This window comes from Rhodobacter sp. SGA-6-6 (genome assembly GCF_011043545.1).
Lineage (GTDB): Bacteria > Pseudomonadota > Alphaproteobacteria > Rhodobacterales > Rhodobacteraceae > Pseudogemmobacter.
In genome coordinates, this window is record NZ_JAAKGP010000001.1 from 589,625 (window position 1) to 613,347 (window position 23,723).

General features: G+C 70.2%; 22 protein-coding genes. 13 read left to right on the plus strand and 9 right to left on the minus strand.

Features of this window, described 5'->3' with window-relative positions; genetic code table 11:
• Nucleotides 1-13: 13 nt before the first annotated feature.
• On the minus strand, nt 14-697 hold the full coding sequence (locus G5B31_RS02855) for a uroporphyrinogen-III synthase (RefSeq protein ID WP_165013556.1): 684 nt from the start codon (nt 695-697) through the stop codon (nt 14-16).
• Nucleotides 698-788: 91 nt separating this feature from the next.
• Between G5B31_RS02855 and tsaD the strand changes: the two genes are divergently transcribed.
• The 4 genes from tsaD to G5B31_RS02875 are packed head-to-tail and all read left to right on the plus strand — an operon-like array spanning nt 789 to nt 3,498.
• Entirely contained in the window at nt 789-1,868 is a 1,080-nt protein-coding gene (tsaD, locus tag G5B31_RS02860; protein WP_165013558.1) for a tRNA (adenosine(37)-N6)-threonylcarbamoyltransferase complex transferase subunit TsaD, read from the plus strand.
• Nucleotides 1,865-2,806 carry an NAD(P)H-dependent glycerol-3-phosphate dehydrogenase gene (locus tag G5B31_RS02865; RefSeq protein ID WP_165013560.1) on the plus strand — a complete coding sequence of 314 codons (942 nt, stop codon included), beginning with the start codon at nt 1,865-1,867 and terminating at the stop codon, nt 2,804-2,806. The genes tsaD and G5B31_RS02865 overlap by 4 nt, the downstream gene beginning before the upstream one ends.
• A gap of 3 nt (nt 2,807-2,809) precedes the next feature.
• Complete coding sequence (locus G5B31_RS02870; protein ID WP_165013562.1) at nt 2,810-3,082, plus strand: YciI family protein; 273 nt, start codon at nt 2,810-2,812, stop codon at nt 3,080-3,082.
• The gene (locus G5B31_RS02875) at nt 3,079-3,498 is read left to right on the plus strand and encodes an EVE domain-containing protein (protein ID WP_165013564.1); all 420 of its coding nucleotides are present in this window, start codon (nt 3,079-3,081) and stop codon (nt 3,496-3,498) included. Before G5B31_RS02870 ends, G5B31_RS02875 begins: the two co-directional genes overlap by 4 nt.
• On the opposite strand, the gene G5B31_RS02880 is transcribed toward G5B31_RS02875, so the two are convergent.
• Together G5B31_RS02880 and G5B31_RS02885 are read right to left on the minus strand one after the other, a co-directional pair.
• On the minus strand, nt 3,495-4,085 hold the full coding sequence (locus G5B31_RS02880; protein WP_165013566.1) for an HD domain-containing protein: 591 nt from the start codon (nt 4,083-4,085) through the stop codon (nt 3,495-3,497). The genes G5B31_RS02875 and G5B31_RS02880 overlap by 4 nt on opposite strands.
• Nucleotides 4,085-5,233 carry a TauD/TfdA family dioxygenase gene (locus G5B31_RS02885; RefSeq protein WP_165013568.1) on the minus strand — a complete coding sequence of 383 codons (1,149 nt, stop codon included), beginning with the start codon at nt 5,231-5,233 and terminating at the stop codon, nt 4,085-4,087. The genes G5B31_RS02880 and G5B31_RS02885 overlap by 1 nt, the downstream gene beginning before the upstream one ends.
• A 95-nt stretch (nt 5,234-5,328) precedes the next feature.
• On the opposite strand from G5B31_RS02885, the gene G5B31_RS02890 reads away from it, so the two are divergent.
• Nucleotides 5,329-6,195, plus strand: a complete 867-nt coding sequence (locus tag G5B31_RS02890; protein ID WP_165013570.1) for a LysR family transcriptional regulator — start codon at nt 5,329-5,331, stop codon at nt 6,193-6,195.
• A 12-nt stretch (nt 6,196-6,207) separates the two neighbouring features.
• On the opposite strand, the gene iolE is transcribed toward G5B31_RS02890, so the two are convergent.
• The 6 genes from iolE to G5B31_RS02920 all read right to left on the minus strand — a co-directional run bounded on the left by iolE (nt 6,208) and on the right by G5B31_RS02920 (nt 11,308).
• Nucleotides 6,208-7,101 (minus strand): myo-inosose-2 dehydratase, encoded by an 894-nt coding sequence (iolE, locus tag G5B31_RS02895; RefSeq protein WP_165013572.1) that lies wholly within the window; start codon nt 7,099-7,101, stop codon nt 6,208-6,210.
• A 131-nt stretch (nt 7,102-7,232) separates the two neighbouring features.
• A complete protein-coding gene (locus G5B31_RS02900; RefSeq protein WP_205911768.1) occupies nt 7,233-8,180 on the minus strand; it encodes a biotin-dependent carboxyltransferase family protein in 948 nt (315 codons plus the stop codon).
• On the minus strand, nt 8,173-8,865 hold the full coding sequence (locus G5B31_RS02905; RefSeq protein ID WP_165013576.1) for an allophanate hydrolase subunit 1: 693 nt from the start codon (nt 8,863-8,865) through the stop codon (nt 8,173-8,175). Before G5B31_RS02905 ends, G5B31_RS02900 begins: the two co-directional genes overlap by 8 nt.
• Nucleotides 8,862-9,608, minus strand: a complete 747-nt coding sequence (locus tag G5B31_RS02910) for a LamB/YcsF family protein (protein WP_205911769.1) — start codon at nt 9,606-9,608, stop codon at nt 8,862-8,864. The genes G5B31_RS02905 and G5B31_RS02910 overlap by 4 nt, the downstream gene beginning before the upstream one ends.
• Nucleotides 9,609-9,671: 63 nt before the next feature.
• The gene (locus G5B31_RS02915) at nt 9,672-10,094 is read right to left on the minus strand and encodes a RidA family protein (RefSeq protein WP_165013580.1); all 423 of its coding nucleotides are present in this window, start codon (nt 10,092-10,094) and stop codon (nt 9,672-9,674) included.
• Complete coding sequence (locus G5B31_RS02920) at nt 10,091-11,308, minus strand: pyridoxal phosphate-dependent aminotransferase (RefSeq protein ID WP_165013582.1); 1,218 nt, start codon at nt 11,306-11,308, stop codon at nt 10,091-10,093. Before G5B31_RS02920 ends, G5B31_RS02915 begins: the two co-directional genes overlap by 4 nt.
• Before the next feature lie 228 nt (nt 11,309-11,536).
• Here G5B31_RS02920 and G5B31_RS02925 point away from each other — a divergent pair, with 228 nt between their 5' ends.
• The 8 genes from G5B31_RS02925 (at nt 11,537) to G5B31_RS02960 (ending at nt 23,720) form a co-directional block, all read left to right on the plus strand.
• A complete protein-coding gene (locus tag G5B31_RS02925; protein WP_165013584.1) occupies nt 11,537-13,630 on the plus strand; it encodes a hydantoinase/oxoprolinase family protein in 2,094 nt (697 codons plus the stop codon).
• Nucleotides 13,627-15,216, plus strand: a complete 1,590-nt coding sequence (locus G5B31_RS02930; protein WP_165013586.1) for a hydantoinase B/oxoprolinase family protein — start codon at nt 13,627-13,629, stop codon at nt 15,214-15,216. The genes G5B31_RS02925 and G5B31_RS02930 overlap by 4 nt, the downstream gene beginning before the upstream one ends.
• 67 nt (nt 15,217-15,283) lie before the next feature.
• Nucleotides 15,284-16,285: a TRAP transporter substrate-binding protein gene (locus G5B31_RS02935; protein WP_165013588.1), complete on the plus strand. Its 1,002-nt coding sequence runs from the start codon at nt 15,284-15,286 to the stop codon at nt 16,283-16,285.
• A 26-nt stretch (nt 16,286-16,311) separates the two neighbouring features.
• Nucleotides 16,312-16,881 carry a TRAP transporter small permease gene (locus G5B31_RS02940; protein WP_165013590.1) on the plus strand — a complete coding sequence of 190 codons (570 nt, stop codon included), beginning with the start codon at nt 16,312-16,314 and terminating at the stop codon, nt 16,879-16,881.
• Nucleotides 16,875-18,179: a TRAP transporter large permease gene (locus tag G5B31_RS02945; protein WP_165013592.1), complete on the plus strand. Its 1,305-nt coding sequence runs from the start codon at nt 16,875-16,877 to the stop codon at nt 18,177-18,179. Before G5B31_RS02940 ends, G5B31_RS02945 begins: the two co-directional genes overlap by 7 nt.
• Complete coding sequence (locus tag G5B31_RS02950; protein ID WP_165013594.1) at nt 18,176-20,284, plus strand: hydantoinase/oxoprolinase family protein; 2,109 nt, start codon at nt 18,176-18,178, stop codon at nt 20,282-20,284. The genes G5B31_RS02945 and G5B31_RS02950 overlap by 4 nt, the downstream gene beginning before the upstream one ends.
• A complete protein-coding gene (locus tag G5B31_RS02955) occupies nt 20,281-22,017 on the plus strand; it encodes a hydantoinase B/oxoprolinase family protein (protein ID WP_165013596.1) in 1,737 nt (578 codons plus the stop codon). Before G5B31_RS02950 ends, G5B31_RS02955 begins: the two co-directional genes overlap by 4 nt.
• Nucleotides 22,014-23,720, plus strand: a complete 1,707-nt coding sequence (locus tag G5B31_RS02960; protein WP_165013598.1) for an IlvD/Edd family dehydratase — start codon at nt 22,014-22,016, stop codon at nt 23,718-23,720. The genes G5B31_RS02955 and G5B31_RS02960 overlap by 4 nt, the downstream gene beginning before the upstream one ends.
• Nucleotides 23,721-23,723: the final 3 nt, after the last annotated feature.

Consider the following 23,723-nt stretch of genomic DNA (forward strand, 5'->3'; position numbering starts at 1 on the left):
CACCCCCGCCGCTTCAAGGCGCGAGGGACCGAATGACGCGGAGGATTGCCGCCTGCATCGCCGGCCCGTCCGGGCGTTCCGCCACCACGGCCTTCGCCCGCAATGCCTCCGGCAGCGCCTCCAGCACCGGCGGCGCGATCACCACCGGCCGCAGGTCGGCCGCCGCGTCCGGCGGACAGGCGGCCAGGAACAGCCGGGCGGAGCGGGCGGAATAGAGCGGAATCGTCACTATTCCGGCGCTTTTCAACAAGTTCTGCGCCTCGCCGGACAGCGGGGCGGGCTCCTGCGCATAGACCACCGCGCTGGCGGCCTCCTTCCCCCGCGCCCGCAAGGCGGCGGCGACATCGACCGAGGCCTCGCGGCCGCGCAGGTAGAGGAACGGCCCCGGCTCCGCCGCCAGCGCCGGCAGCATCTCCGCCGCCGTCGATCCCAGCGACCGGGCATCGAAGCCGCCGGCGCGGGCGACCTCGGCCGTGCGCTCGCCGACGCAAAGCGCGCGGCGGGGCAGGCCCGGCAGCCGCGCCGCCGCCATGGCCCCGGCTTCCGAGGTCAGGATCACCGTGGCGAAATCGCCCTCCGGCAGGGTCACGGTCAGGAATACCGGCCGCATCAGCGGCGAGACCACGACCCGCGCGCCCTCCGCCCGCAAGGCGGCGGCCAGCCGGCCGGCCTGCGGCTCGGGCCTGGTGATCAGCACGATGGGGTGGTCCAGGGTCTTGCTCCGTAAGCATTGTGCGGGGGCCGGGCGGATGCTACCTGCCAGGGGCACCCCGCCACAAGCCGCAACCATGACGCATCCGCTGACCTTCCTTGGCATCGAGTCCAGCTGCGACGACACCGCCGCCGCCGTGGTCCGCGCGACCGGCGGGGCAGGAGAGATCCTGTCCTCGGTGGTGCGGGGGCAGACCGCGCTCCATGCCGATTTCGGCGGCGTCGTGCCTGAAATCGCCGCCCGGGCGCATGTCGAGCGGCTGGATCTTTGCATCGCGCAGGCGCTGGCGCAGGCCGGGGCAAGGCTGACCGATCTGGACGGCATCGCCGTCACCGCCGGGCCGGGGCTGATCGGCGGCGTCCTCTCCGGCCTGATGACGGCCAAGGCGCTGGCCGCCGCCGCCGGCCTGCCGATGGTGGGGGTGAACCACTTGGCCGGCCATGCCCTGACCCCGCGGCTGATCGACGGGCTGGAGTTTCCCTACCTGATGCTGCTGGTCTCCGGCGGGCATTGCCAGTTCCTTGCGGTGGAGGGGCCGGAGACGTTCCGCCGCCTCGGCAGCACCATCGACGACGCGCCGGGCGAGGCCTTCGACAAGATCGCCAAGCTGCTGGCCCTGCCCCAGCCCGGCGGCCCGCATGTGGAGCGGGAGGCCGCCGGCGGCGATCCCCGCCGCTTCGCCTTCCCCCGGCCGCTGCTGGACCGGCCGGGCTGCGACCTGTCGTTCTCCGGCCTGAAGACCGCCGTGCTGCGCGCCCGCGACGAACGGGTGGCTGCGCAGAGGGGCCTCACGGCACAGGACCGCCGCGACCTCTGCGCCGGGTTCCAGGCGGCGGTGGCCGATGTGCTGGCGGAAAAGACCCGGCGGGCGCTGGCCGCTTTCCCGGTCTCCACCATCGCCGTGGCGGGGGGCGTGGCCGCGAACAGGGCCATTCGGGCAAGGTTAGAGACTGTTTGTGACGAAACCAACACCCGGTTCGTCGCCCCGCCGCTGGCGCTCTGCACCGACAATGCGGCGATGATCGCCTGGGCGGGGATCGAGCGGTTCCGGCTGGGTCATTGCGATGGCCCCAATCTCACCGCAAGGTCGCGCTGGCCGCTGGACGAAGGCGCGGCGCCGGTGATCGGGTCGGGCAAGAGGGGGGCGAAGGCATGATCGGCATCGCAGGCGCAGGCGCCTTCGGAACCGCGCTGGCCGTGGCGCTGGCCTCGGGCGGACGGCAGGTCGCGCTCTGGGGCCGCGACGAGGCGCTGCGGGCCACGCGGCAAAGCCCGCGCCTGCCGGGGGTGCTGCTGCCGGAGGGCGTGACTCTGGCCGAAAACGTCTCTGACATTGCGGAATCCGAAGTCGTGCTGCTGGCGCTGCCGATGCAGCAGCTGCGCGGTTTTCTCTCCGGTCCGGGCGCCGCGCTGCTGGAGTCAGACCTGATCGCCTGCTGCAAGGGCATCGACCTGGCCACGCTGAAAGGCCCGGCCGAGGTGATGGCCGAAGCCGGCGCAACGGGACAGCGGGGCATCCTGACCGGCCCCAGCTTCGCCGCCGACATCGCCCGCGGCCTGCCGACCGCGCTGACGCTGGCCTCTGCCGGCGACCGGGCCGAGGCGATGCAGGCGCTGCTCTCCACCCCGACCCTGCGGCTTTACCGCACCGACGACGTGGTGGGAGCAGAACTCGGCGGCGCCTTGAAGAACGTGATCGCCATCGCCGCGGGGGTGGTGGCCGGGGCGGGCCTGGGCGACAGCGCCCGTGCGGCGCTGGTGACGCGGGGCTATGCCGAGATGCTGCGGCTGGCGCTGGCGCTTGGCGCGAAGGCGGAAACGCTTGCGGGCCTGTCCGGTCTGGGCGACCTTATCCTGACCTGCACCTCGGCGCAGTCGCGCAACTTCGCCCATGGCGTCGCGCTCGGCGCCGGCCGGCCGGTGGCGCAGGCCACGGTAGAGGGCGTGGCGACGGCGCAGGCGGCGGTGCGGCTGGCCGAAGGGATGGAGATCGAGATGCCGGTCGCCGCCATGGTGGCGCGGCTGGTGGCGGAGGAGATCGGGGTGGCCGAGGCCGTGCGGCAATTGATGTCGCGCCCCCTGAAACAGGAGTGAGCGATGCGCGTGGCGCTGATCTGTATCGACAAGCCCGGGGCCCTTGAGATCCGCAAGGCCAACCGCGAGGCGCATCTGGCGCATATCCGCGATTCCGGCGTGGTGGAGATGGCGGGGCCGTTCCTGTCCGACTCGGGCGAGATGTGCGGGTCCCTGGTGGTGCTGGAGGTGCCCGACCTGCAGGCGGCGAAGGACTGGGCGGCGGCGGACCCCTATGCGAAGGCCGGGCTGTTCCAGAGCGTCGACATCCGCGAATGGAAGAAGGTGATCGGATGAACCACTGGCTGTTCAAGTCGGAGCCCGACAGCTGGAGCTGGGACCAGCAGGTCGCCAAGGGCGCCGGGGGCGAGGAATGGAGCGGCGTCCGCAACTATCAGGCCCGCAACAACATGCGGGCGATGAAGATCGGCGACCGCGGCTTCTACTACCATTCCAACGTCGGGAAAGAGATCGTCGGCGTGGTCGAGGTCTGCCGCGAGAGCACGCCGGACAGCACCACCGACGACCCCCGCTGGGATTGCGTCTGGATCCGCGCGGTGAAGCCGTTCAAGCGCCCGGTGACGCTTGAGGAATGCAAGACCACGCCGGGGCTGGAGCAGATGGCGCTGATCAACAACATGCGCCTGTCGGTCCAGCCGGTCAGCGCAGAGGAATGGGCCATCGTCTGCCGGCTGGGCGGGGTGGAGCCCTAGGTCCCCAGGTGGGAATCGACCACCCTTTGCACCATCGGCGCATAATGGGCGAAGTCCGGGGTCTGAATCCCGGCGATCTTGCCGGCGTCGTCCAGCCGCCGCACCTTCACGATCTCGGCGAAGTTGGGGTTGGCCTCGAAGGCCGCCACCTCGGCCGCATCCATCGGCCCGCCCTGCAGTTTCAGCGAATGGATCGAGGCCTCGGAGAGTTCGCCGAAATAGGACGGGTCGGTGGCGCAGATGTAGCGTTTCGCCGCCACATGCTGACGCACGCAATCGACCACCAGCTTGGGGAAGAACCGCTCCAGCACCCGGGCGCCGGCCTCCTCGTGGTGGCGGTCGTGGGTGTCCTCCATCGAGAAGGTGCCGAATTCGCTGGTGAAATGGCCGATGTCGTGCAGAAGGGCGGCGACCACGATCACCTCGCTTTCGCCCTGCTGCTCCGCCAGGCAGGCGCCTTGCAGCATGTGTTCGGCCATGGTCACCGGCTCGCCCAGGTATTCCTCGCCGCCCCGCCGCTCGAAGATGCCGGCGAGGAAGGGGACGATGGTGTCGCGGGTCAGGCCGTCGATGGGTTGCACGGTCATCAGGCGGCCCTTTCCTCGGCCAGTTCCATCGCGGCAAGGGTGGAGAGAAGCCCGTCCTTGTCGGCGTAGCAGCCTTGCAGCCAGCGGGTGCCGCTGCCGGAATAGCCCTTGCGGGCGTGCAGCACGCGGGTGTTGTCCACGACGAAGCTTTCGCCCGGGTTCAGCCGGAAGGTGACCTCCATCGCGGTGTCGTCGATCAACTCGCCGAAGCGGCGATAGGCGGCGTAGTAATCGGCCATGTCGTCATAGGGCACGTCGGTGATCGCCGCGGCCGAGCGGTTGTTGAAGCGGATCGCCACCAGTTCGCCATCCGGCGCCAGCTCGATCATCGGCCGGCGCGACCGCAGGCAGACCCCGCCCGACCCGGCATATTCGAAGCGGGCGCAGTAGCGGGTCAGCAGGTCGAAGCCGCGCGGCGATTCCTCGCGCAGCCGCTCGGCGGCGCGGAAGCCGTCGACCACCATGTTCTCGCCCCCGGCGGCCGAGCTTTCCAGACAGTAGAGGATCTGCACGGTGGGCACCGGGTCGCGGTAGGGGTTGTCGGTATGGGCCTGAAGCCCGAGGCCGGTATAGGCGAGGTTGGTCGGGTTGACCTCGGTCCGCACCTCGAAATGGCGGCCGTAGTTGGTTTCGCGGACATAGCCGAACAGGTCGGCCACCTCGAACAGCGCGCCATCCTGCACCGGGCCGCCGGTGATCTTGGCGAAGCCGTAGCGGCGCATCGCCGCCAGCCAGTCGCGCAGGGCGCGGCCGCCGGTCTTCAGCGCGGTAAAGTCGCCGGTGGGGATGGCGCTGTTCAGCCCGGCATCCCAGGTCTCGATTCCCGGGGCGGTCCAGCCGGGGCGGCGGTCGGCGCTGCGGTCATAGGCATTGGCGCGCAGCCAGCCGATGTCGTAGGGGATGGCGCGGTCCTCATGGGCGAAGCGGACCATCAGCTTGCCGCCCTCGGGAGCCGCCGAGACGATCCGGCAATCGGCGGGAATGTCGCCCAGCGTGATCAGCCGCTGGCCGTTGCCGGGCGCGCGGGTCCTGTCGTCCCAGGCGTTGTCGCGCAGCCAGACGGCATGGAACCGCAACGGCCCGTCGGGCAGGTGAAGGGCGACGGCCTTGCCGTCGTTCAGGATTTCGGCCGTGGTTGCCTGCTGCATGAGGGTGCTCCGTGGCTGGCGTGATATGGACATCGGACCCGGGCGCAGACATAAATTCAAGAAACAAGTTTTAGCCGCGAGGGCCAGATTTTCTAATGCCTGCGTCAAGCCGCGACCTGCCGCCGCTGGAATGGATCCGGGTCTTCGAGACCGCGGCGCGGCATCTGAACTTCAGTGCGGCGGCGGCGGAGCTGGGGCTGACCCAGGCCGCAGTCAGCCAGCGCATCCGCAACCTGGAGCTGCGGATCGGCGCGCAGCTGTTCAACCGCCACCCGCGCGGGGTGACTTTGACGGTGCAGGGCGAGGCCTGGCTGCCGCATGTGCAGCTTGCGCTCGGCCAGCTGGGGCGCAGCACCGCCAACCTGTTCGCGGCGCCGCGCCGCAAGGTGACGCTGGCGGCCTCGTCCTCGGTGATCGGGCTGTGGATCGTGCCGCGGCTCGGCCAGATCGCCGCGCGGCTGCCGCAGTTGCAGATCGCCTGCGAGACGATCCATACCCTGACCGACTACGACCGCATCGAGGCGGATTTCGAGATCCGCTTCGGTGCCGGCACATGGCCGGGACGCGGGGCGCGGCTGATCTATCGCGACGAGCTGACGCCGCTGGCCGCTCCCGGGCTGGCGGCCGGGGCGGACTGGCGCGACCTGCCGCTGATCGCCACCTCCGGCCCCCGGCTGGGCTGGCGCGACTGGTTCGATGCCCGGGGCGGGCCGCCGGAGCCCGCGCCGAAGATCCGCTTCGACACCTTCGTGCAGTCCTTGCAGGCGGCGCTGGCCGGGGCCGGGGTGATCCTCGGCTCTCTGCCGCTTTGCGCGGCGGAAATCGCCGCCGGCCGGCTGGACCGGCTCAGCCCGGCCAGCCTGAAGATGGAGACCGGCTACTGGGCGACATGGGACAGCGAGGCGGCGCCCTTCCGCGAAAGGGACATCCTGCTGGACCTGCTGACCGTGCCCGAAGCCTGACCGCCCTCCGCCTTACTGCACAACCTCGTATCCCGCCGCGGCCATCACCCGCAGCAGTTCCCTGTGGCCCTTCTTCGCCATTTCCAGCGGCGGCGAGACCTTCGGGTCCTGTTCGGCCTCGACCACGAACCAGCCTTGGTAGCCCTTGGCCGCCAGCGCCTTCGTGATCGCCTCGAAATCCAGCGACCCGTCGCCCGGCACGGTGAAGGCGCCCTTCACCACGGCGTCGAGGAAGCTTTCCTTCGTGCGGTCCAGCCCGTCGATCACCGACTGGCGGATATCCTTGGTGTGCACATGGGTGATGCGGGCATGGTGATTGTCGATCACCCGCAGGTTGTCGCCGCCGGCAAAGGCCATGTGGCCGGCGTCGAACAGCAGCGGCACGGTGGAGTGCTTCATCAGCAGGTCCAGTTCCGGCTCGGTCTCGATCGCCGCGGCCATGTGGTGATGGTAGCTGATCGGCATCCCCTGCGCTGCGCACCAGTCGGCGAAGTCGCTGATCTTGCGGCCGTAGGCGGCGATCTCGGCCTCGGTCAGCTTCGGCTTGGTCGCCAGCGGCGCGGATTTCACCCCCTGGATCGACCCCGCGGTCTCGCCATAGACGATGCAGGGCGCGCCCGCGGCCTTGAAGAAGGCCAGCTGCTGCGCGATGCGGTCCTTCTCGACCTCGATGTCGCCATCCAGCAGCAGGCCCGAGAACCAGCCGCCGCAGACCGAGATGCCGTATTTGGCCAGAATCGGCCCCAGCTCGGCCATGTCCATCGGAAAGCGGCGGCCGGTCTCCATGCCGGTGAAGCCCGCCACCGAGGCCTGCCGCAGACATTCTTCAAGGCTCACGTCGTCGGACAGTTCCGCCAGATCGTCGTTCCACCACGCGATCGGCGCGATCCCCAGTCTTGCCTTCATCCTGCACTCTCCCACGCGAATTGCATCCCTGTCCCGCCGCATCCGGCAGGATGGAAATCACCGCTGGCCCGCCGTTTTGCAATGCCCATTTCTCACGGCCCCGGTGCCGGCAGCAAAGAAACGGCGGCGCCTCATGCGCCGGCCCGGGCCATGGTCGCCAGCCAGGCCGCCTTCTGCCGCGCCCGGTGGCGGGCGATGCCCACGGCTTCCTCCGGCGAAACCAGCCGGAAGCGGGCGAAGTCGTGCGGGCGAAGCTGGACGAAACCGTCGATGTCCTCGCCGATCAGCGTGGCGATCTTCGGATAGCCGCCGGTGGTCTGGTGGTCGGCCAGCAGCACCGTCGCCACCCCGTCGCCCGAGACCTGGACCGAGCCGCGCAGGATCGGCTCCGACGGAAGGCTCAGCGCCGTGGTCTCCAGCTGCGGGCCGTGCAGGCGGACGCCCATCCGGTCATAGGCATCGGTCAGCCGGAACGGAGCGGAGGTCAGCAGCTCCACCGCCCCCGGCGCGAAGCATCGCTCCTGCGGGCCGAGCACGGCGCGGACAGCGGCGCGCGGACGGGCCCAGATCGGGCAGGGGATGCGGCGCTCGCCCCTCTCGCGCACCTCGGCCCCGGCGATGGTCAGCTCCTGCCCCGCCAGCAGCCTGCCGCCGCCGAGGCCCGAGGTGACATGGGTGGCGCGGCTGCCCAGCCAGCACGGCGCCTGCAGCTGTCCGGCGAAGGCGAGGCAGGTCCAGTTGCCCCATGGTCCCGGGCGGATGGTCAGCCGCTCGCCCGCCCGGACGGTCAGCACCTGCCAGGACCCCAGCGTCCTTTCGCCTGCGCCGACGATGAAGCCGCCCCCCACGACCGCCAGCGTGACCGCGCCGCTGCGGCAGTCCAGCACCAGCCCGCCCAGCGAGACCTCGATCCCCGCCTGTCCCGGCGGGTTGCCCAAGGCGGCATTGGCGATGCGGAGGGACATCCGGTCCATCGGGCCCGAGGCGGGCACGCCGTAGCGCATCAGGCCGGGCCGCCCGCCGTCCTGCACGGTCACATGCGGCCCGGCATGGACGACGCTGAACACCGCCTCAGCCATGCTGCGCACCCTCGAACTCCGCCCGGCCGATGCGGCGGAAGCGGACGGCATCGCCGACGTCGAACAGGAAGGGGCGGCTTTCGTCCCCGGTCAGGATGCGGGTGGGCGAGCGGCCGATGATCCACCAGCCGGTCGGCATGGTCAGAGTGGTGACCAGGCATTGCGGCCCGGCGACGATCACGCTGCCGGCGGGAACGCCGCGGCGGGGGGCGGGCTTGCGGTCCAGCCGGATCGCCTCGGTCACGCCGGCGAGATAGGCGTAGCCGGGGGCGAAGCCATAGAGGAACACCCGGTAGTCGCCCGCCAGATGCGCCTCGATCACCGCCTCCTCCGACAGCCCGGTCCGCGCGGCGACCTCGGGCAGGTCGGGGGCGAGATCGGGGTCGTAGCAGACCAGCACCTCGCGCAGGGCGGCGGGGCGATTGTCCTGCCTCGGCCGGCGCACGGCGGCCAGAACCGCGGCGCCGACGGCGGTATGGTCGGTCACCAGTGGGTCGAAATCGACCAGCAGGCTGACATAGGCGGGGACCAGCTCCGTCACCCCCGGCGGCAGGGCGGCGGAGAGCGCCCGGTCCAGATGCAGCACGGCGGCATGGGCCGCGTCGCCGATGGCCTCGGCGAATTCGACCAGCAGGGCGTGGTCGGCGACGGGGGTCAGGCGGGGAGTGTCGGGCGTGGGGGTCATGGCGACAGGAAGGGCCGGATGGCGCAGCCCGCCGCCTCCAGCCGGTCGCGGATCAGCCGGGCCATCGCCGCGGCCCCGGGCGTGTCGCCATGGACGCAGACGGAGTCCGCCGCCAAGGGGATCGGGTCGCCGCCGAGCACCGGCATCAGGCCGGTCTCCAGGAAGCGCAGCAGCCGGTCGGCGGCTTCCCCGGCATCATGCAGCACCGCGCCCTCGCGGGTGCGGGGGACGAGACGGCCGTCGGGCAGATAGGCCCGGTCGGCGAAGATCTCCGAGAACACCGGCAGCCCGGCGGTCCGGGCCGACGCCTCCAGCTCGGTGCCGGAGATCGCCAGCACGGCAAGACCCCCGGGCAGCGCCGCCACCGCGCCGGCGATGGCGTCGGCCACCGCCCTGTCGTCGGCGGCAAGGTTGGCCAGCGCGCCGTGCGGCTTGACGTAGCGCAGCGTCCCCCCCGCCAGCGCCGCCACCCCGGCCAGCGCGCCGACCTGCGCCGCGACCATGCGGGCGATTTCCGCCGGTTCCATCGGGATCACCCGCCGGCCGAAGCCCTCGCGGTCGGCAAAGCCGGGATGGGCGCCCACAGCCACGCCGCGCTCCGCCGCCAGCCGCAGGGTGGCGAACATCGTCTCCGGGTCGCCGGCATGGCCGCCGCAGGCGATATTGGCGCTGCTGACCAGCGACAGCATCGCCGCATCGTCGCCCATGCCCTCGCCGAGATCGGAATTCAGGTCGATCCGCATCACCCCTCGCCCCCTGCCCGCGGCATCCTAGCAGGCGAACCGCGCCGGGGGCGAGAGCGCATCTCAGACCGCAGCGACCAGCTGGATTTCCACCGGGGCATTGCCGGGCAGGGTGGCGACCCCCACCGCCGCCCTTGCGCCGATGCCCTGGGCGCCGAACTCGGCCCGCAGGAAAGCCGAGGCGTGGTCGGCCAGCTTCGCATGGGCCTCGAACCCCGGCTCGGCGGCGATGTAGACCGTCAGGCTGAGGATGGCGGAGATGCCTTCGCCCTCGGCCAGCACCCCGCGGGCGGCGGCCAGCGCGTTGGCGCAGGCCAGAAGGACGGCTTCGCGGTAGTGCTCCACCGGCACGTCCTTGCGGACCGGGCCGGCGAATTGCAGCACCCCGTTCCGCCGCGGCGTCATGCCGGAGGTGAAGATCAGACCGCCGTGCCGCCGGGCGGGCACGTAGTCGCCCTGCGGCACCGGCTGGGGGATGCCGCTCATGCCCGATACCTGTCGACCAGGGCCACGATCCGCTCCGCCGCCGCCACCGCCGCGGCATGGTCCTGGCTGAAGTTCAGCCGCACGCTGTCGGCCGTATGCGGGCTGAACTCGGTGCCGGGGGTCACCACCACCCCGGCCTGCAGCCGCAGCACCTTGACGAAATCGGCCGGGTCCACCGCCAGCCGCGGCAGCCGCAGGAACAGGTAGCTGCCCGCCTGCGGGGTGCGGGCGAAGACGCCCTCGCAGCCCCGCAGCACCGACAGCAGATCGTCGCGGATCGCTTGATGCTGCGCAATGCGGTCTTCCATCCAGCCCGCCGGTTCATCGAACCAGCCGCGCAGCACCGCCTGGCTGTAGCCGGGGGCGCGCAGGCTGACGATGGCCTGCAGCTTCTCCATCCGCGCGATCACGGATTTCGAGCCGAAGGCGACGCCCAGCCGGTAGCCCGACAGCGACTCGGTCTTCGACGGGCCCATGATCGTCACCACGTTCTCGGCGTCGATGGCCTGCGCCCGCAGGTGGGTATAGGCCGCGCCGGGATAGAGCAGGCGGGAATAGAGCTGGTCGACGATCACCGTCGCCCCGTATTTGCCCGCCAGAGCGGCGATCTGCGCGATCTCCTCGGCCGAATAGACCACGCCGGCCGGGTTGTTGGGGTTGGAGAACAGGAACACCTTCGCCCCGGCCTTGAACGCCTCCTCCAGCCCGGCCAGGTCCAGCCCGGCGCGGGTGTCACCGGCGGTCTGGTAGTCCAGCCGCACGGGAAGCATCTCGCCCTCGAAGAACTCCACCAGCTTGCGGTTGGCGAAATAGTCGGGCTGGACGATGGCCACCTTGTCGCCCCGCGCGACGGTGGAGGCCACCGCCAGGAACAGTGCGCCCTGGGTGCCGGGGGTCAGGATCAGCCCGTCCCGCGCATCGACCGGCGCGCCGGTGAAAGCGGCCAGCCGCGGCGCCAGCAGCTCGCGGATGCCGATGTCGCCGCGGTATTCGGTATAGGCCTGCGCCCCGCCCGCGGCGACCCCGGCCGCGAACAGATCGAACGCCCCCGGCGTCGGCTCATGCGCATCGACATCGCCGTGCGAGAAGTCGACCGGCCGCCCCTCCAGCACCCCGCCGCGCAACAGGCCCTCCACCCCGCCGGCCTGCTGCCGCACCTCCTGCCCGGGGGCGTTGTCGGTGCCCAGTTTCCTGAATTTCGCTTCGATCGACACGATGGGCTTCCCCCGGGTTGGACGTTGGATCAGGTGCGGTCGCGGCCGACTATAGGCATCGCGCCGCGCCGGAGACGAGCGGAAATCGCAGGCTTTCCGCCGCTTCGTCGCCTGCCGGAGAGGCGGCGCAAGAAAAAGTAACGACACCGTTACGAATCATCTTTACAGCTCCGGTTTTTCCGCCTCTATTTCTGTAACGAAAGCGTTACTGTCATGGAAGAGGCAAGCATGAACCCGCGGATTCGCGTCGCATCCGATGTCGGAGGAACCTTCACCGACAGCATCGCCTATGACGAGGATTCCCGGGTGATCACCGTCTCGAAGGTCTCGACCACGCCCGACAACCGGGCCCGCGGCACGGTCGAGGGGCTGCGCAAGGCGGTGGGGCTGCAGGGCGGCGACGGGCAGAACGTGGTCTATGTCGGCCATGGCATGACCACCGCGACCAATGCGGTGATCCAGCGCAAGGGCGCCCGCACCGCCTTTCTCACCAACACCGGCTTCCGCGACCTCTTGCTGATCGGCCGCCAGAACCGCCCGACCTTGTTCGACCTTCAGGTGGTGCGGCCCGAGCAACTGGTGCCGCAGGAACTGTGCTTCACCGCCGCCGGCCGCATCGGCGCCGACGGGGCCGAGATCGCGCCGCTGTCCGAAGAGGACGTGCGCGCCGCCGGGCGGGCGATGGCCGCGGCGGGGGTGGAAGCGGTGGCGATCCTGTTCCTGCATTCCTACGCCAACCCCGCGCACGAACGCCGGGCGCGCGACATCCTGGAGGAGATGCTGCCCGAGGCCGCCGTCTGCGCCTCGACCGACATCAATGCCGAGTTCCGCGAATACGAACGCGCCAGCACCACGGTGCTGAACGCCTATCTGCGGCCGGTGATGAACACCTACCTGCGGTCGCTGTCGGGCTTCCTGCAGGATGCCGAGAAGGGGCTCGGCCTCGGCGGCGACAAGCCGGTGATGGTGATGGACGCCGCGGGCGGGCTGATGAGCCTGGAAAGCGCCCGGGCCAAGCCGGTGCATACCGTGCTGTCCGGCCCCGCCGGCGGCGTGGTGGCCAGCGCCCATGTCGCCGCGCTGGCCGGGGTGCCCGACATCATCACCATGGACATCGGCGGCACCTCCACCGACATCAGCCTGATCCGGGGCGGCCGCCCCGAAGTCACCCGCAGCGCCAAGCTGGAAACGGTGCCGATCCGGCTGCCGGTGATCGACATCAACGCCATCGGCGCCGGCGGCGGCTCCATCGCCTGGATCGACGACGGCGGCGCCCTGCGCGTCGGCCCGATGAGCGCCGAGGCGGTGCCCGGCCCGGTCTGCTACGGCCGCGGCGGCACCGAGCCGACCGTCACCGACGCCAACCTGGTGCTCGGCCGCTTCGACGGCAATTCCCGGCTGGGGGGAGAGCTGCGGATGGACGTGGCCTCGGCCCGCGCCGCGATCCAGGAGAAGATCGCCGATCCGCTGGGGCTGAGCCTGGACGAGGCGGCGGCGGGCATCCTGCGGGTGGCGCACGCCAACATCGTGCGCGGCATCCGCGTCGTCTCGGTCGAACGCGGCTACGACCCGCGCGACTTCGCCCTTGTCCCCTTCGGCGGGGCGGGGCCGATGCACGGCAGCCCGGTGGCGCGCGAGCTGCGGATGACCCGGGTGCTGGTGCCCCCCACCCCCGGCATCCTCTGCGCGCTCGGCCAGCTGATCTCGGACCTGCGGCACGATTTCGTCGAAACCCATATCCTGCCCTATGCCGACCTGAGCGCCGAGGGCGCGGCCGGCCTGATCGGGGCGATGGTGGCGCGGGCGGACGAGCATCTGGCGCATGACGGCGTGCCTGTGGAGAAACGCTCGGTCGAGGTGCGGATCGACATGCGCTACATCGGCCAGAGCTACGAGCTGGCGATCCCGGTGGACCTGGCGGACCCCGACTACTGGGCCAAGCTGCCCGAGGCCTTCCACCGGATGCACCAGGCCCGCTTCGGCCATGCCGACCGCAAGGCCCCGATCGAGGTGGTCGGCATCGGCGCCACCGGCATCGGCCGCATCGACACGCCGCATCTGCCGCAACTGCCCGCGGGCGACGGCACCCCCGCCCCCGAGGCGCGGGTGGGCGAGCGGGAAATCTATTTCGAGCCGCTGGACCCGTCCGAACAGGGCCGCCACCACAAGACCGCGGTCTACCGGCGCGAGGCGCTGCGGGCGGGCGACGTGATCCAGGGCCCGGCGGTGATCGAGGAAGTCTCTTCCACCACCATCCTTTACCCCGGCGACCGGCTGACGGCCCATGCCTCGGGCAATCTCATCGTGGAGGTCGCGCAATGAGCGCCGCTAGGAATTTCGACCCGATCCGCCTGGAAGTCCTGCGCAACGCGCTGGAGGCGACGGCGCAGGAGATGGGCGTGGTGCTGCAGTTCACCTCGTTCTCGCCCAACATCAAGGAACGGATGGACGCCTCCTGCGCGATCTTCGACGCCCAGGGGCAACTGGTGGCGCAGGCCGAGCATGTGCCGGTGCACCTGGGGTCGATGCTGCGGGCGGTCCGGCCGGTGCTGGACCGGATGACGCAGCTGGAAGAGGGCGATGTCGCCATCGTCAACGATCCCTTCGTCGCCGGCGCCCACCTGCCAGACATCCTGCTGATCGCCCCGGTCTACATCGGCGGGCGCTGCATCGCCTATGTCGCCAACCGCGCCCACCATTCCGACGTGGGCGGGATGGAGCCGGGGTCGATGCCCGGCCGCTCGACCGAGATCTTCCAGGAAGGCATCATCATCCCGCCGCTGCGGCTTTACCGGCAGGGTGTGGAACAGGAGGACATCCTGGCGCTGATCCTGGCCAATGTCCGCACCCCGGACGAACGCCGCGGCGACATCAACGCCCAGCTGGCCTCGCTGCGGATCGGCATCCGGCGGCTGGAGGAGCTGGCGGAACGGTTCGGCGCCGAGGTGCTGGAGGACGGGCTGGCCGAGGTGCTGGACTATACCGAGCGGCGGATGCGCAAGCGGCTGGCCGAACTGCCCGTGGGCAGCTGGACCACCGAGGATTGCCTGGACGACGACGGCAGCAGCGAAGAGCCGGTGGTGATCAAGCTGCGGGTCGATGTCTCGCCCGAGGAGCTGGTCTTCGACTTCGAGGGATCGTCGCCGCAGCGCAAGGGCAACGTCAACGCCGTCGCGCCGATGACCTATTCGTCGATCTTCTACGCCATCAAGATCCTGACCGACGCCACCATGCCGCCGAACGCCGGCGTGCTGCGGCCGGTGCGGGTGAAGATCCCCAAGGGATCGTTCCTGGACGCGCAGCACCCCGCCGCGGTCTGCTCGGGCAATACCGAGACCACGCAGCGGGTGGCCGACACCGTGCTGCGGGCCTTCGCCCAGATCGCGCCGCACCGCATCGCCGCGGCCAGCCAGGGCACGATGAACCTGATCGGGGTGGGCGGCCGCGACCCGCGCTCGGGCAAGCCCTATACCTATATCGAGACCATCGGCGGCGGCCAGGGCGGCCGGCCCTACGGCCCGGGGATGAGCGCGGTCCACGCCAACATGTCGAACACCCTGAACACCCCGATCGAGGCGCTGGAGATCACCTACCCGCTGCGCGTCGAACGCTACGAACTGCGCGACGGATCGTCCGGCGCCGGCAAGAACCCAGGGGGCGAGGGCGTGGTCCGCGCCATCCGCGTGGTCGGCCACGACGCCCGGGTCTCGCTGCAATCCGACCGCCGCCGGTTCGCGCCCTATGGGTTGCATGGCGGCGAAAGCGGGGCCAAGGGTCTGAACTGGATGCTGGATGCCGAAGGCACGCGGCGCGAGCTGCCCTCGAAAGGGTCGATCACGCTGAAGCATGACGAGGTCGTCGTGGTGGAAACGCCGGGCGGCGGGGGATGGGGGAAGGCGCAGGCCTGACCCGCGGATGAACGGAGAGAAGCCGAAAGCGGCCTTCCAGAAGGACCAATCTCAACAGGAGGTAAGAATGAAAGACTTTTCGGGAAGCATCCGCGCGGCCATCGCCGCCCTGGCGCTCGGCGCCCTGGCGGCGCCGGTCTCGGCCGAGACCTGGCGCTTCGCCACCAAGATGCCCGCCGACAGCCCCGAGGGGCTGGTGTTCCAGTATTTCGCCGACCGGGTGGAAGAGCTTTCGGAAGGCGGCTTCGTCGTCCAGGTCTTCCCCTCCGAACAGCTGGGCACCGAGGCGGCGATCCTGGAGCAGCTGGAACTGGGCACGGTGAACCTTTACGCCGAGGACGCCTTCTTCCTGCAGAAATGGGTGCCGGACATCCGCTGGATCTCGATGCCCTTCATGTTCCCCGACCGCGAGAAGTGGCAGAGCTTCATGCACAGCGACCTGGTGAAGGGCTGGTTCGCCGAGGTCGAGGCCACCGCCGGCATCCGCCCGCTGGGCGACCCGACCGCGGTGATCCGCGGGCCCTATCGCGTGCTGGTCTCCTCCACCCCCGTCGCCGGGCTCGAGGACATCGGCAAGATGCGGCTGCGGATGTATCCCGACCAGCTGGCCATCGACGTCTGGACCTATCTCGGCGCCGACCTGCGGATGCTGGCCTGGACCGAGACCTACGAGGGCCTCAAGAGCGGCATCGCCACCGCCACCACCAGCCCCGCCGCGCTGGTGGAAAGCATGAGGCACTACGAGGTCGCCCCCTATATCTCGCGCACCAACGAATACTGGCAGGGCATCGTCTTCGCCATGAACGCCGAGGCCTTCGACGGGCTGTCCGAGGAATACCAGCAGATCCTGCTGCAGGCCCATGCCGATGCCGGCGCCTACAGCGCGCAGATCATGACCGAGGTGACCGACAAGATGCAGGCCAACCTCGAAGGCCAGGGCGTGACCTTCGTCGACTTCGACATCCAGGGCGTCGTCGACCACATGGCCGGCTGGTATGACCAGCAGGAAGCCGCCGGCGCCCTGCCGAAGGGCCTGCTGGAGGCCGCCCGCGCCGCCTCGGCCGAATAAGCGCACAAACAGCCAGGAAAAGCCCGATGGACAGAACCAACGATGTGCAGGGGAGGGGATCGCCCCCTCCCAAGCCCTACATCCTGCGCCTGCTGGACCGTGTGCTGGATGCCGCGGCCACGATCTTCCAGACCTGCGCCGAGGTTCTGGTCGGCATCATGCTGCTGATCAACATCCTCAATGTCGGCAGCCGCAACCTGGGGGGACCGTCGCTCCTCTGGGTCTGGCCCTGGACCGCCACGCTGATGGTCTGGGCCGTCTTCCTGGCGTTCTACGTGATGTATCGCCGCAACGTCGACATCAGCATGAGCTTCGTCGTCGAGCGGCTGGCGCCGGTCTGGCAGAAGGCGGCGACGATCCTGGCCCATCTCTGCGGGCTGGTCGTCGTCGGCCTGATCACGCTGGAAGCCCCGCAGATCCTGGCCCGTCAGGTCGGCGTGATGGAACTGGTCGGCCTGCAACGCTATGCGCTGTCAGTGCCGCTGCTGGTGTCCTCGGCGCTCTTGGTGCTGCATTTCCTGTCCGAGATCGCCAGCATCCTTCTGGGCCACGCCTCCATCGCGCCCCCCGGAGATGACGAGGCCCTGCTATGGTAGCCTTCACCATCTTCGGCATCTTCATCCTGCTGATGCTGCTCCGGGTGCCGGTGGTCGTCGCCATGGCGGTCGGCACGCTGGCGGGCATGGTGCAGCTGGGCTTCGCCACCAGCCTGTCCAAGCTTTACGTCTTCCCGCTGCAGATGCTGGAAGGCATCAACAGCCCGGCGCTGCTGGCGGTGCCGTTCTTCATCCTCGCCGGCCATTTCATGACCGCGATCGGGCTGACCGAGCGGATCTTCGCGCTGGCCAATGCCTTCGTCGGCCACATGCGGGCCGGTCTGGCGCAGGTGAACGTGGTCTGCTCGCTGTTCTTCGGCGGCATCACCGGCTCGGCCGTGGCCGATGTCGCCGGGATCGGCAACCTGGTCATCGCCCAGATGAAGAAGCGGGGCTATCCCGCCTCCTTCGCCTCGGCGCTGACGGTGGCAAGCTCGGTGATCGGGCCGACCATGTGGCCCTCGGTGCCGCTGCTGATCTACGCCTTCTCAGCCTCGGTCTCGGTCGAGCGGATGTTCCTGGCGGGGATCGGTCCGGGCGTGCTGATCATCCTGTCGCTGATGGTCTACAACCGCTTCGTCGCCGTGCGCTACAACGTGCCGCAGACCCCGCGCCCCCCTGCGCGCGAGATCGGCGGCATGGTGATGCGCTCCGGCTGGGCGCTGCTGGCGCCGCTGATCATCATCGGCTCGATCATCACCGGCCTTGCCACGCCGATGGAGGCCGGGGTCATCGCCTGCCTCTACACGCTGGTCCTGGGCGTGGCCTACCGCAGCCTGTCCTTCGCCCGCATCCGCCATGCGGTCGGCGATACCGTCATCCTGTTCGGCTCGGTCCTGATGATCATCGGCGTCTCGACGGCGATGAGCTGGGTGCTGACCTACGACCGGGTGCCGCAGACCCTTGCCGCGGCGGTGCTGGACCTGACCGACAACAAATACCTGTTCATGCTGATCGCGGTGGTGTTCTTCCTGGTGATCGGCACGGTGCTGGAGAACATCCCGGCGCAGGTGGTGCTGACGCCGATCATGCTGCCGCTGGTCGACCATTTCGGCATCGACCGGGTGCATTTCGGCATGGTGCTGGTCTACGGCCTGCTGATCGGCATCGTCTCCCCACCTGTCGGGGTGGCGCTGTTCATCGTGACCAAGATCGCGCGCATCTCCTTCGAGGAGGTCTGCAAGTCGGTCATTCCCTTCATGATCCCCCTGATCGGGGTGCTGTTCGCCATCGCCTTCTTCCCGCAGGTGGTGCTGTGGCTCCCTGATCTCATCCTTGGCGCGGAGGCCGGACCATGACCGCAAGCACCCTGCGGATCGCTGCCGATGTCGGCGGAACCTTCACCGATGTCGCGATGATCCGCGGCGACAAGAGCATTGCAACGCGCAAGGTCTCGTCCACCCCCGACGACTACAGCCGGGGCGTGGTCCGGGGCATCGTCGAACTGCTGGAGGTGGAGGGGCTGTCGGCCGAAGAGGTGGGCGAGGTGCTGCACGCCTCGACCGTGGCGACCAACACCATCCTGGAGGGGAAGGGCGCCAGGACCGCGCTGCTGACCACCGCCGGCTTCCGCGACATCCTGGAGATGCGGCGCGTGCGGGTGCCACGGCTCTACGACCCGCTCTACCGCAAGCCGCCGGCGCTGGTGCCCCGGCGCTGGCGCTTCGAGGTCGAGGAGCGGATGGACCACCGCGGCAACGTCCTGACCGCGCTGGACGAGACCACCGTCCACCGCGCGCTGGACGCCGTGGCCGCCGAGGGGATCGAGGCCATCGCCGTCTGCCTGCTGCATTCCTACGCCAACCCGGCGCATGAGCGGCGGATCGGCGAGATCATCCGGGAGCGGTTTCCGGCCATGTTCGTCTCGCTTTCGGTCGACATTCTGCCGGAGATCCGCGAATACGAACGCAGCTCCACCACCGCGATCAACTCCTACATCGGCCCGCCGGTGCGCGGCTATCTGAACGCACTGGCGGAACGGCTGCACGCCGCCGGGCTGCCGCGGCAGTTCTTCATGATGCATTCGGCGGGCGGCATCCTCGATGCCCGCACGGTGATGGAACGGCCGGCGCAGATCGTCGAATGCGGCCCGGCGGCGGGCGCCCTCGGCGCCAGCAAGGTGATGGGGCGGGCGGGCGAGGGCGACGCGATCTCCTTCGACATGGGCGGCACCACCGCCAAGGCGGCGCTGATCGAGAACGGCCGGCTGGTCACCACCGACGATTACGAGGTCGGCGGCGGCATCTCCTTGTCGTCGCGGCTGGCCAAGGGCGGCGGCTATGCGCTGAAGCTGCCGGTGATCGACATTTCCGAGGTCGGCGCCGGCGGCGGCTCCATCGTCTGGATCGACCGGGCGGGCGGGCTGAAGGTCGGCCCGCAAAGCGCCGGCTCGGTGCCCGGCCCGGCCTGCTATGGCCAGGGCGGCGACCGGCCCACGGTCACCGATGCCAACGTGGTCCTGGGCTATCTGAACCCGCAGGCGCTGGCCGGGGGGTCGGTTCCCATCGACGCCGGGCTCAGCCGGGCGGTGCTGGCGCGGGACGTGGCGGAGCCTCTGGGCCTCGACCTCGACGCCGCGGCCTTCGGGGTGCACGAGCTGATCACCAACGTGATGACCCGCGGGGTGAAGTCCGTCACCACCTACCGCGGCCGCGACCCGCGCGAGTTCACCATGATCGCCTTCGGCGGCAACGGCGGGGTGCATTCCGTCTCGCTGGCCCGCGCGCTTGGCGTGCGACGCGTGGTGGTGCCGCCGGGGTCGGGCGTGTTCTCCGCCCTCGGCCTGCTTTACGCCGATGTGGAGACCAGCGCCTCGGCCGCCTTCCTTTGCCCGCTGGAGAAGCTGACCACCGACCTGCTGGCCCCCCGCTTCGCCGAACTGGTCGCGCGGGCCAGCCACGAGATCGGCCGCAGCACCGAAGAGTTGCAGATCGAGCGCCGCGCCGATTTCCGCTATGCCGGGCAGGCCTTCGAACTGACCCTGCCCTTCGAGGAAAGCGCTGCCCTGTCGGCCGGCGACCTGACCGCCGTCCGCGACCGCTTCGAGGACGAACACGAACGGCTTTACGGCTACCGGCTGGCGCGCAACGCGGTGGAGCTGGTCACCCTGCGCGTCACTGCCCGGCTGGCCGGGGCGGGGCAGGTGGTGTCGGACTACCGCCCGGCACAGGGCGGCGAGGCCCGGCCCGACCGCATGGTCCATTTCGGCCCGGCCTTCGGCGGCCGCGTCGCCACCCGCGTGGTGGACCGCGCCGCGCTGGCGGGCGGGCCGAAGCAGGGGCCGCTGATCGTCGAGGAATACGACGGCACCACCGTGGTGCCGCCGGATTGCCGCGCCGCGCTGGACCCCCTGGGCAACATCGTCATCGACCTTCCCGACCCCGCGCAGGAGACCAGGCCATGAAAAGGATCGACCCGGTTCGACTGGAAGTCCTGAAGAACGCCTTCGACGCCATCGCCGACGAGATGGCGCTGATGCTGATGCGGGCGGCCTATTCGCCCATCGTGCGGGATTCGATGGATTATTCCACCGCGCTTTGCGACGCCAGGGGCCAGACGCTGGCGCAGGGCGTCACCACGCCGATGCACCTGGGCAGCTTCTACGACGCGATGCTGCACCTGATGGAGAAGTTCGCGGACGACATCCACGAAGGCGACATCTTCATCGGCAACGACCCCTATGCCGCCGCCGGCCAGCACCTGCCCGACATCTACATCATCGAGCCGCTGTTCCACTCCGGCCGGCTGGTGGCCTGGGCGACGACCATCGCCCACCATGCCGATGTCGGCGGCATCGTCCCGGGCAGCAACGCCCTCGGCGCGACCGAGATCTATCAGGAGGGGTTGCGGCTGCCGTTCCTGAAGCTGCAGTCGAAAGGGGTGCCGAACCAGACCATCTGGGACATCATCGCCCTGAACGTGCGGGTTCCCGATCTGGTCACCGGCGACCTGCGCGCGCAGATGGCGGCCTGCCAGTCCTGCCGCCGGTCGTTCAACGACCTGGTGGCCCGCTACGGCATCGACGAGGTGCTGGCCTATGCCGAGGAACTGCACGAATACGCCGAGCGGCTGACCCGGGCCGAGATCGCCGAACTGCCGGACGGCGACTACAGCTTCACCGACCACATCGACGGGCTGGGAGAAAACCCCGAGCCGATCGTCTTCCAGGTCAAGGTCTCGGTCCGCGGCGACCGCATCCTGATCGACTTCGCCGGATCGTCGAAACAGGTGCAGGGCGGGGTCAACACGCCGCTCCCGTTCACCAAGGCCAGCGTCTACACCGCGCTGCGCTCGGTCATGCAGTCGGATATCCCGAACTGCCACGGCTTCCAGCGCGCCATCGATGTGACGGCGCCGCCGGGCACCGTGGTCAACTCGGTCCACCCCGCCCCCTGCGGCGCGCGGGGGATCACCGGCTATCGCGTCATCGACGCGGTCTTCGGCGCGCTGGCCGGCCCGCTGCCCGAGCGCGTCACCGCCGACGGCATGGGCGGATCGACCGTGCCCACCTTCGGCGGCTGGCACGAGGGCAAGCCCTTCGTCTTCACCGAAACCGTCATGGGCACCTGGGGCGCCGGGGCGCATCACGACGGCCAGGTCGGCGTGCCGCACATGGGCGCCAACCAGGCCAACGTGCCCATCGAGATGATCGAGACCAACTACCCGCTGCGCATCCGCCGTTACGGCACCATTCCCGACAGCGGCGGGCCGGGGCGGCACCGCGGCGGGGCCTCCTTCGTGCGGGAATACGAATTCCTCGCCGACGAAGGCGTGCTGTCGCTGAGGTCCGACAAGGCGGCCTTCCCGCCGCACGGGCTGGCGGGCGGCCATTGCGGCCGCGGCCCGCTCAGCCGCCTGACCACCGCGGAAGGCAGCCGCACCCTGCCGGTGCTGCTGACCACCCCGGTCACCGTCCGCCGCGGCGACGTGTTCTGCCACCTCTCGCCCTCGGGCGGCGGCTACGGCGACCCGCTCGACCGGCCGGTGGCCGAGATCGTCGAGGATCTGGCGGACGGCATCATCACCCCAGCCCATGCCGAAGAGGTCTATGGCGTGGTGATGGCAGGCGGCGCCCCGGACCCCGCGGCCACCGAACGGCGGCGGGCGGAGATCCGGGCGCGGGGGGCGGGGGCATGACCGGCAGTCCCAAGGGCCGCGGCATCGCCGGGCGGCCCACCAACTACGGCGACCCGGAGTTCGCCGCCTACCTCCGCCGCTCCTTCGCCAAGTCGCAGGGCTATTCCGACGATGCGCTCGGCCGGCCCATCGTCGGCATCGCCTACACGCCCTCGGGCTTCAACAACTGCCACCGGCATTTCCCCGAACTGCTGGAGGCGGTGAAGCGCGGCGTCCTGCTGGCCGGGGCGCTGCCGGTGGAGTTTCCCACCATCTCGCTGGGCGAGGTCTTCACCAGCCCGACCAGCCTGAAGTTCCGCAACCTGATGGCGCTGGACACCGAAGAGATGATCCGCGCCCAGCCGATGGATGCCGTCGTGCTGATGGGCGGCTGCGACAAGACCGTGCCGGCGCAGCTGATGGGCGCGGTCTCGGCCGACATCCCGGCGATCCAGCTGGTCGCCGGGCCGATGTCGACCGGGCGCCACCGCGGCGAAAGGCTGGGCGCCTGCACCGATTGCCGCCGCTTCTGGGCGAAGTATCGCGCCGGCGAGATCGACGCCGAGGAGATCGGCGCGGTCGAGGGGCGGCTGGCCACCACCGCGGGCACCTGCGCGGTGATGGGCACCGCCTCCACCATGGCCTGCCTGGCGGAAACGCTGGGGATGAGCCTGCCGGGCTGCGCCGCCATTCCCGCCGTCCACGCCGACCGCCTGCGCATGGCCGAAGCCACCGGCAAGCGGGCGGTGGAGCTGATCGGCACCGGCCTGACGCCCTCGAAGATCGTCACCCCGGCGGCGGTGCGCAACGCGCTGCGGATGCTGCTGGCGCTGAGCGGGTCGACCAATGCGCTCTTGCACCTGACCGCCATCGCCCGACGCGCGGGCATCCGCATCGACCTGCAGGAGTTCAACCGCCTGTCCGAGGAAACCCCGGTGCTGGTGGACCTGAAGCCGGTCGGCCCGCACTACATGGAGGACCTGTTCCACGCCGGCGGCATCCCTGCCGTGCTGAAGGAACTTGCGCCCCTGCTGGAGCGCGAGGCCCTGACCGTCTCGGGCCGGACCATGGGCGAGTTGCTGGACCGGCCGCTGGCCGATCCGGTTGGCCGCGACGTGATCCGCTCGCGGACGGAGCCGGTGTCGCCGGTCGGCGGGCTGGTGACGGTGTTCGGCAGCCTCGCCCCCGGCGGGGCGGTGGTGAAGCGGGCGGCCGCCGACCCGCGGCTGATGGAGCACGAGGGGCGGGCGGTGGTCTTCTCCTCGCTGGCCGATCTGGCGGCGAGGATCGACGATCCGGCGCTGGAGGTGACGGCGGACGACGTGCTGGTGCTGCAGAACGCCGGGCCGCGCAGCGATTCCGGGATGCCCGAGGCGGGCTATCTGCCGATCCCGAAGAAGCTGGCGCAGGCCGGGGTGAAGGACATGCTGCGCATCTCCGACGCCCGCATGTCCGGCACCGCCTATGGCGCCATCGTCCTGCATGTCACGCCCGAGGCCGCGGTCGGCGGCCCGCTATCGCTGGTGCGGAACGGCGACCGCATCCGCATCAGCGTCGCCGCCCGCAGCCTGGACCTGCTGGTGCCGCCGGAGGAACTGGCCCGCCGCGCCGCGCAGGCGGAGGCGGCGGCGGACCGCAGACGGCGGGGCTACGACTGGCTCTACAACAGCCATGTGCTGCAGGCCGACGAGGGTGCCGACTTCGATTTCTGCGGAAAGGAGTAAGGC

Bases quoted from the DNA above. Each gene is read 5' to 3' on its own strand.
- G5B31_RS02955 (WP_165013596.1), top strand. From the start codon at position 20,281: ATGAAAAGGATCGACCCGGTTCGACTGGAAGTCCTGAAGAACGCCTTC.
- G5B31_RS02930 (WP_165013586.1), top strand. From the start codon at position 13,627: ATGAGCGCCGCTAGGAATTTCGACCCGATCCGCCTGGAAGTCCTGCGC.
- G5B31_RS02940 (WP_165013590.1), top strand. From the start codon at position 16,312: ATGGACAGAACCAACGATGTGCAGGGGAGGGGATCGCCCCCTCCCAAG.
- G5B31_RS02950 (WP_165013594.1), top strand. From the start codon at position 18,176: ATGACCGCAAGCACCCTGCGGATCGCTGCCGATGTCGGCGGAACCTTC.
- tsaD (WP_165013558.1), top strand. From the start codon at position 789: ATGACGCATCCGCTGACCTTCCTTGGCATCGAGTCCAGCTGCGACGAC.
- G5B31_RS02945 (WP_165013592.1), top strand. From the start codon at position 16,875: ATGGTAGCCTTCACCATCTTCGGCATCTTCATCCTGCTGATGCTGCTC.
- G5B31_RS02870 (WP_165013562.1), top strand. From the start codon at position 2,810: ATGCGCGTGGCGCTGATCTGTATCGACAAGCCCGGGGCCCTTGAGATC.
- G5B31_RS02935 (WP_165013588.1), top strand. From the start codon at position 15,284: ATGAAAGACTTTTCGGGAAGCATCCGCGCGGCCATCGCCGCCCTGGCG.
- G5B31_RS02960 (WP_165013598.1), top strand. From the start codon at position 22,014: ATGACCGGCAGTCCCAAGGGCCGCGGCATCGCCGGGCGGCCCACCAAC.
- G5B31_RS02865 (WP_165013560.1), top strand. From the start codon at position 1,865: ATGATCGGCATCGCAGGCGCAGGCGCCTTCGGAACCGCGCTGGCCGTG.
- G5B31_RS02905 (WP_165013576.1), bottom strand. From the start codon at position 8,865: ATGACCCCCACGCCCGACACTCCCCGCCTGACCCCCGTCGCCGACCAC.
- G5B31_RS02875 (WP_165013564.1), top strand. From the start codon at position 3,079: ATGAACCACTGGCTGTTCAAGTCGGAGCCCGACAGCTGGAGCTGGGAC.
- G5B31_RS02885 (WP_165013568.1), bottom strand. From the start codon at position 5,233: ATGCAGCAGGCAACCACGGCCGAAATCCTGAACGACGGCAAGGCCGTC.
- G5B31_RS02915 (WP_165013580.1), bottom strand. From the start codon at position 10,094: ATGAGCGGCATCCCCCAGCCGGTGCCGCAGGGCGACTACGTGCCCGCC.
- G5B31_RS02890 (WP_165013570.1), top strand. From the start codon at position 5,329: ATGCCTGCGTCAAGCCGCGACCTGCCGCCGCTGGAATGGATCCGGGTC.
- G5B31_RS02910 (WP_205911769.1), bottom strand. From the start codon at position 9,608: ATGCGGATCGACCTGAATTCCGATCTCGGCGAGGGCATGGGCGACGAT.
- G5B31_RS02925 (WP_165013584.1), top strand. From the start codon at position 11,537: ATGAACCCGCGGATTCGCGTCGCATCCGATGTCGGAGGAACCTTCACC.
- G5B31_RS02880 (WP_165013566.1), bottom strand. From the start codon at position 4,085: ATGACCGTGCAACCCATCGACGGCCTGACCCGCGACACCATCGTCCCC.
- iolE (WP_165013572.1), bottom strand. From the start codon at position 7,101: ATGAAGGCAAGACTGGGGATCGCGCCGATCGCGTGGTGGAACGACGAT.
- G5B31_RS02900 (WP_205911768.1), bottom strand. From the start codon at position 8,180: ATGGCTGAGGCGGTGTTCAGCGTCGTCCATGCCGGGCCGCATGTGACC.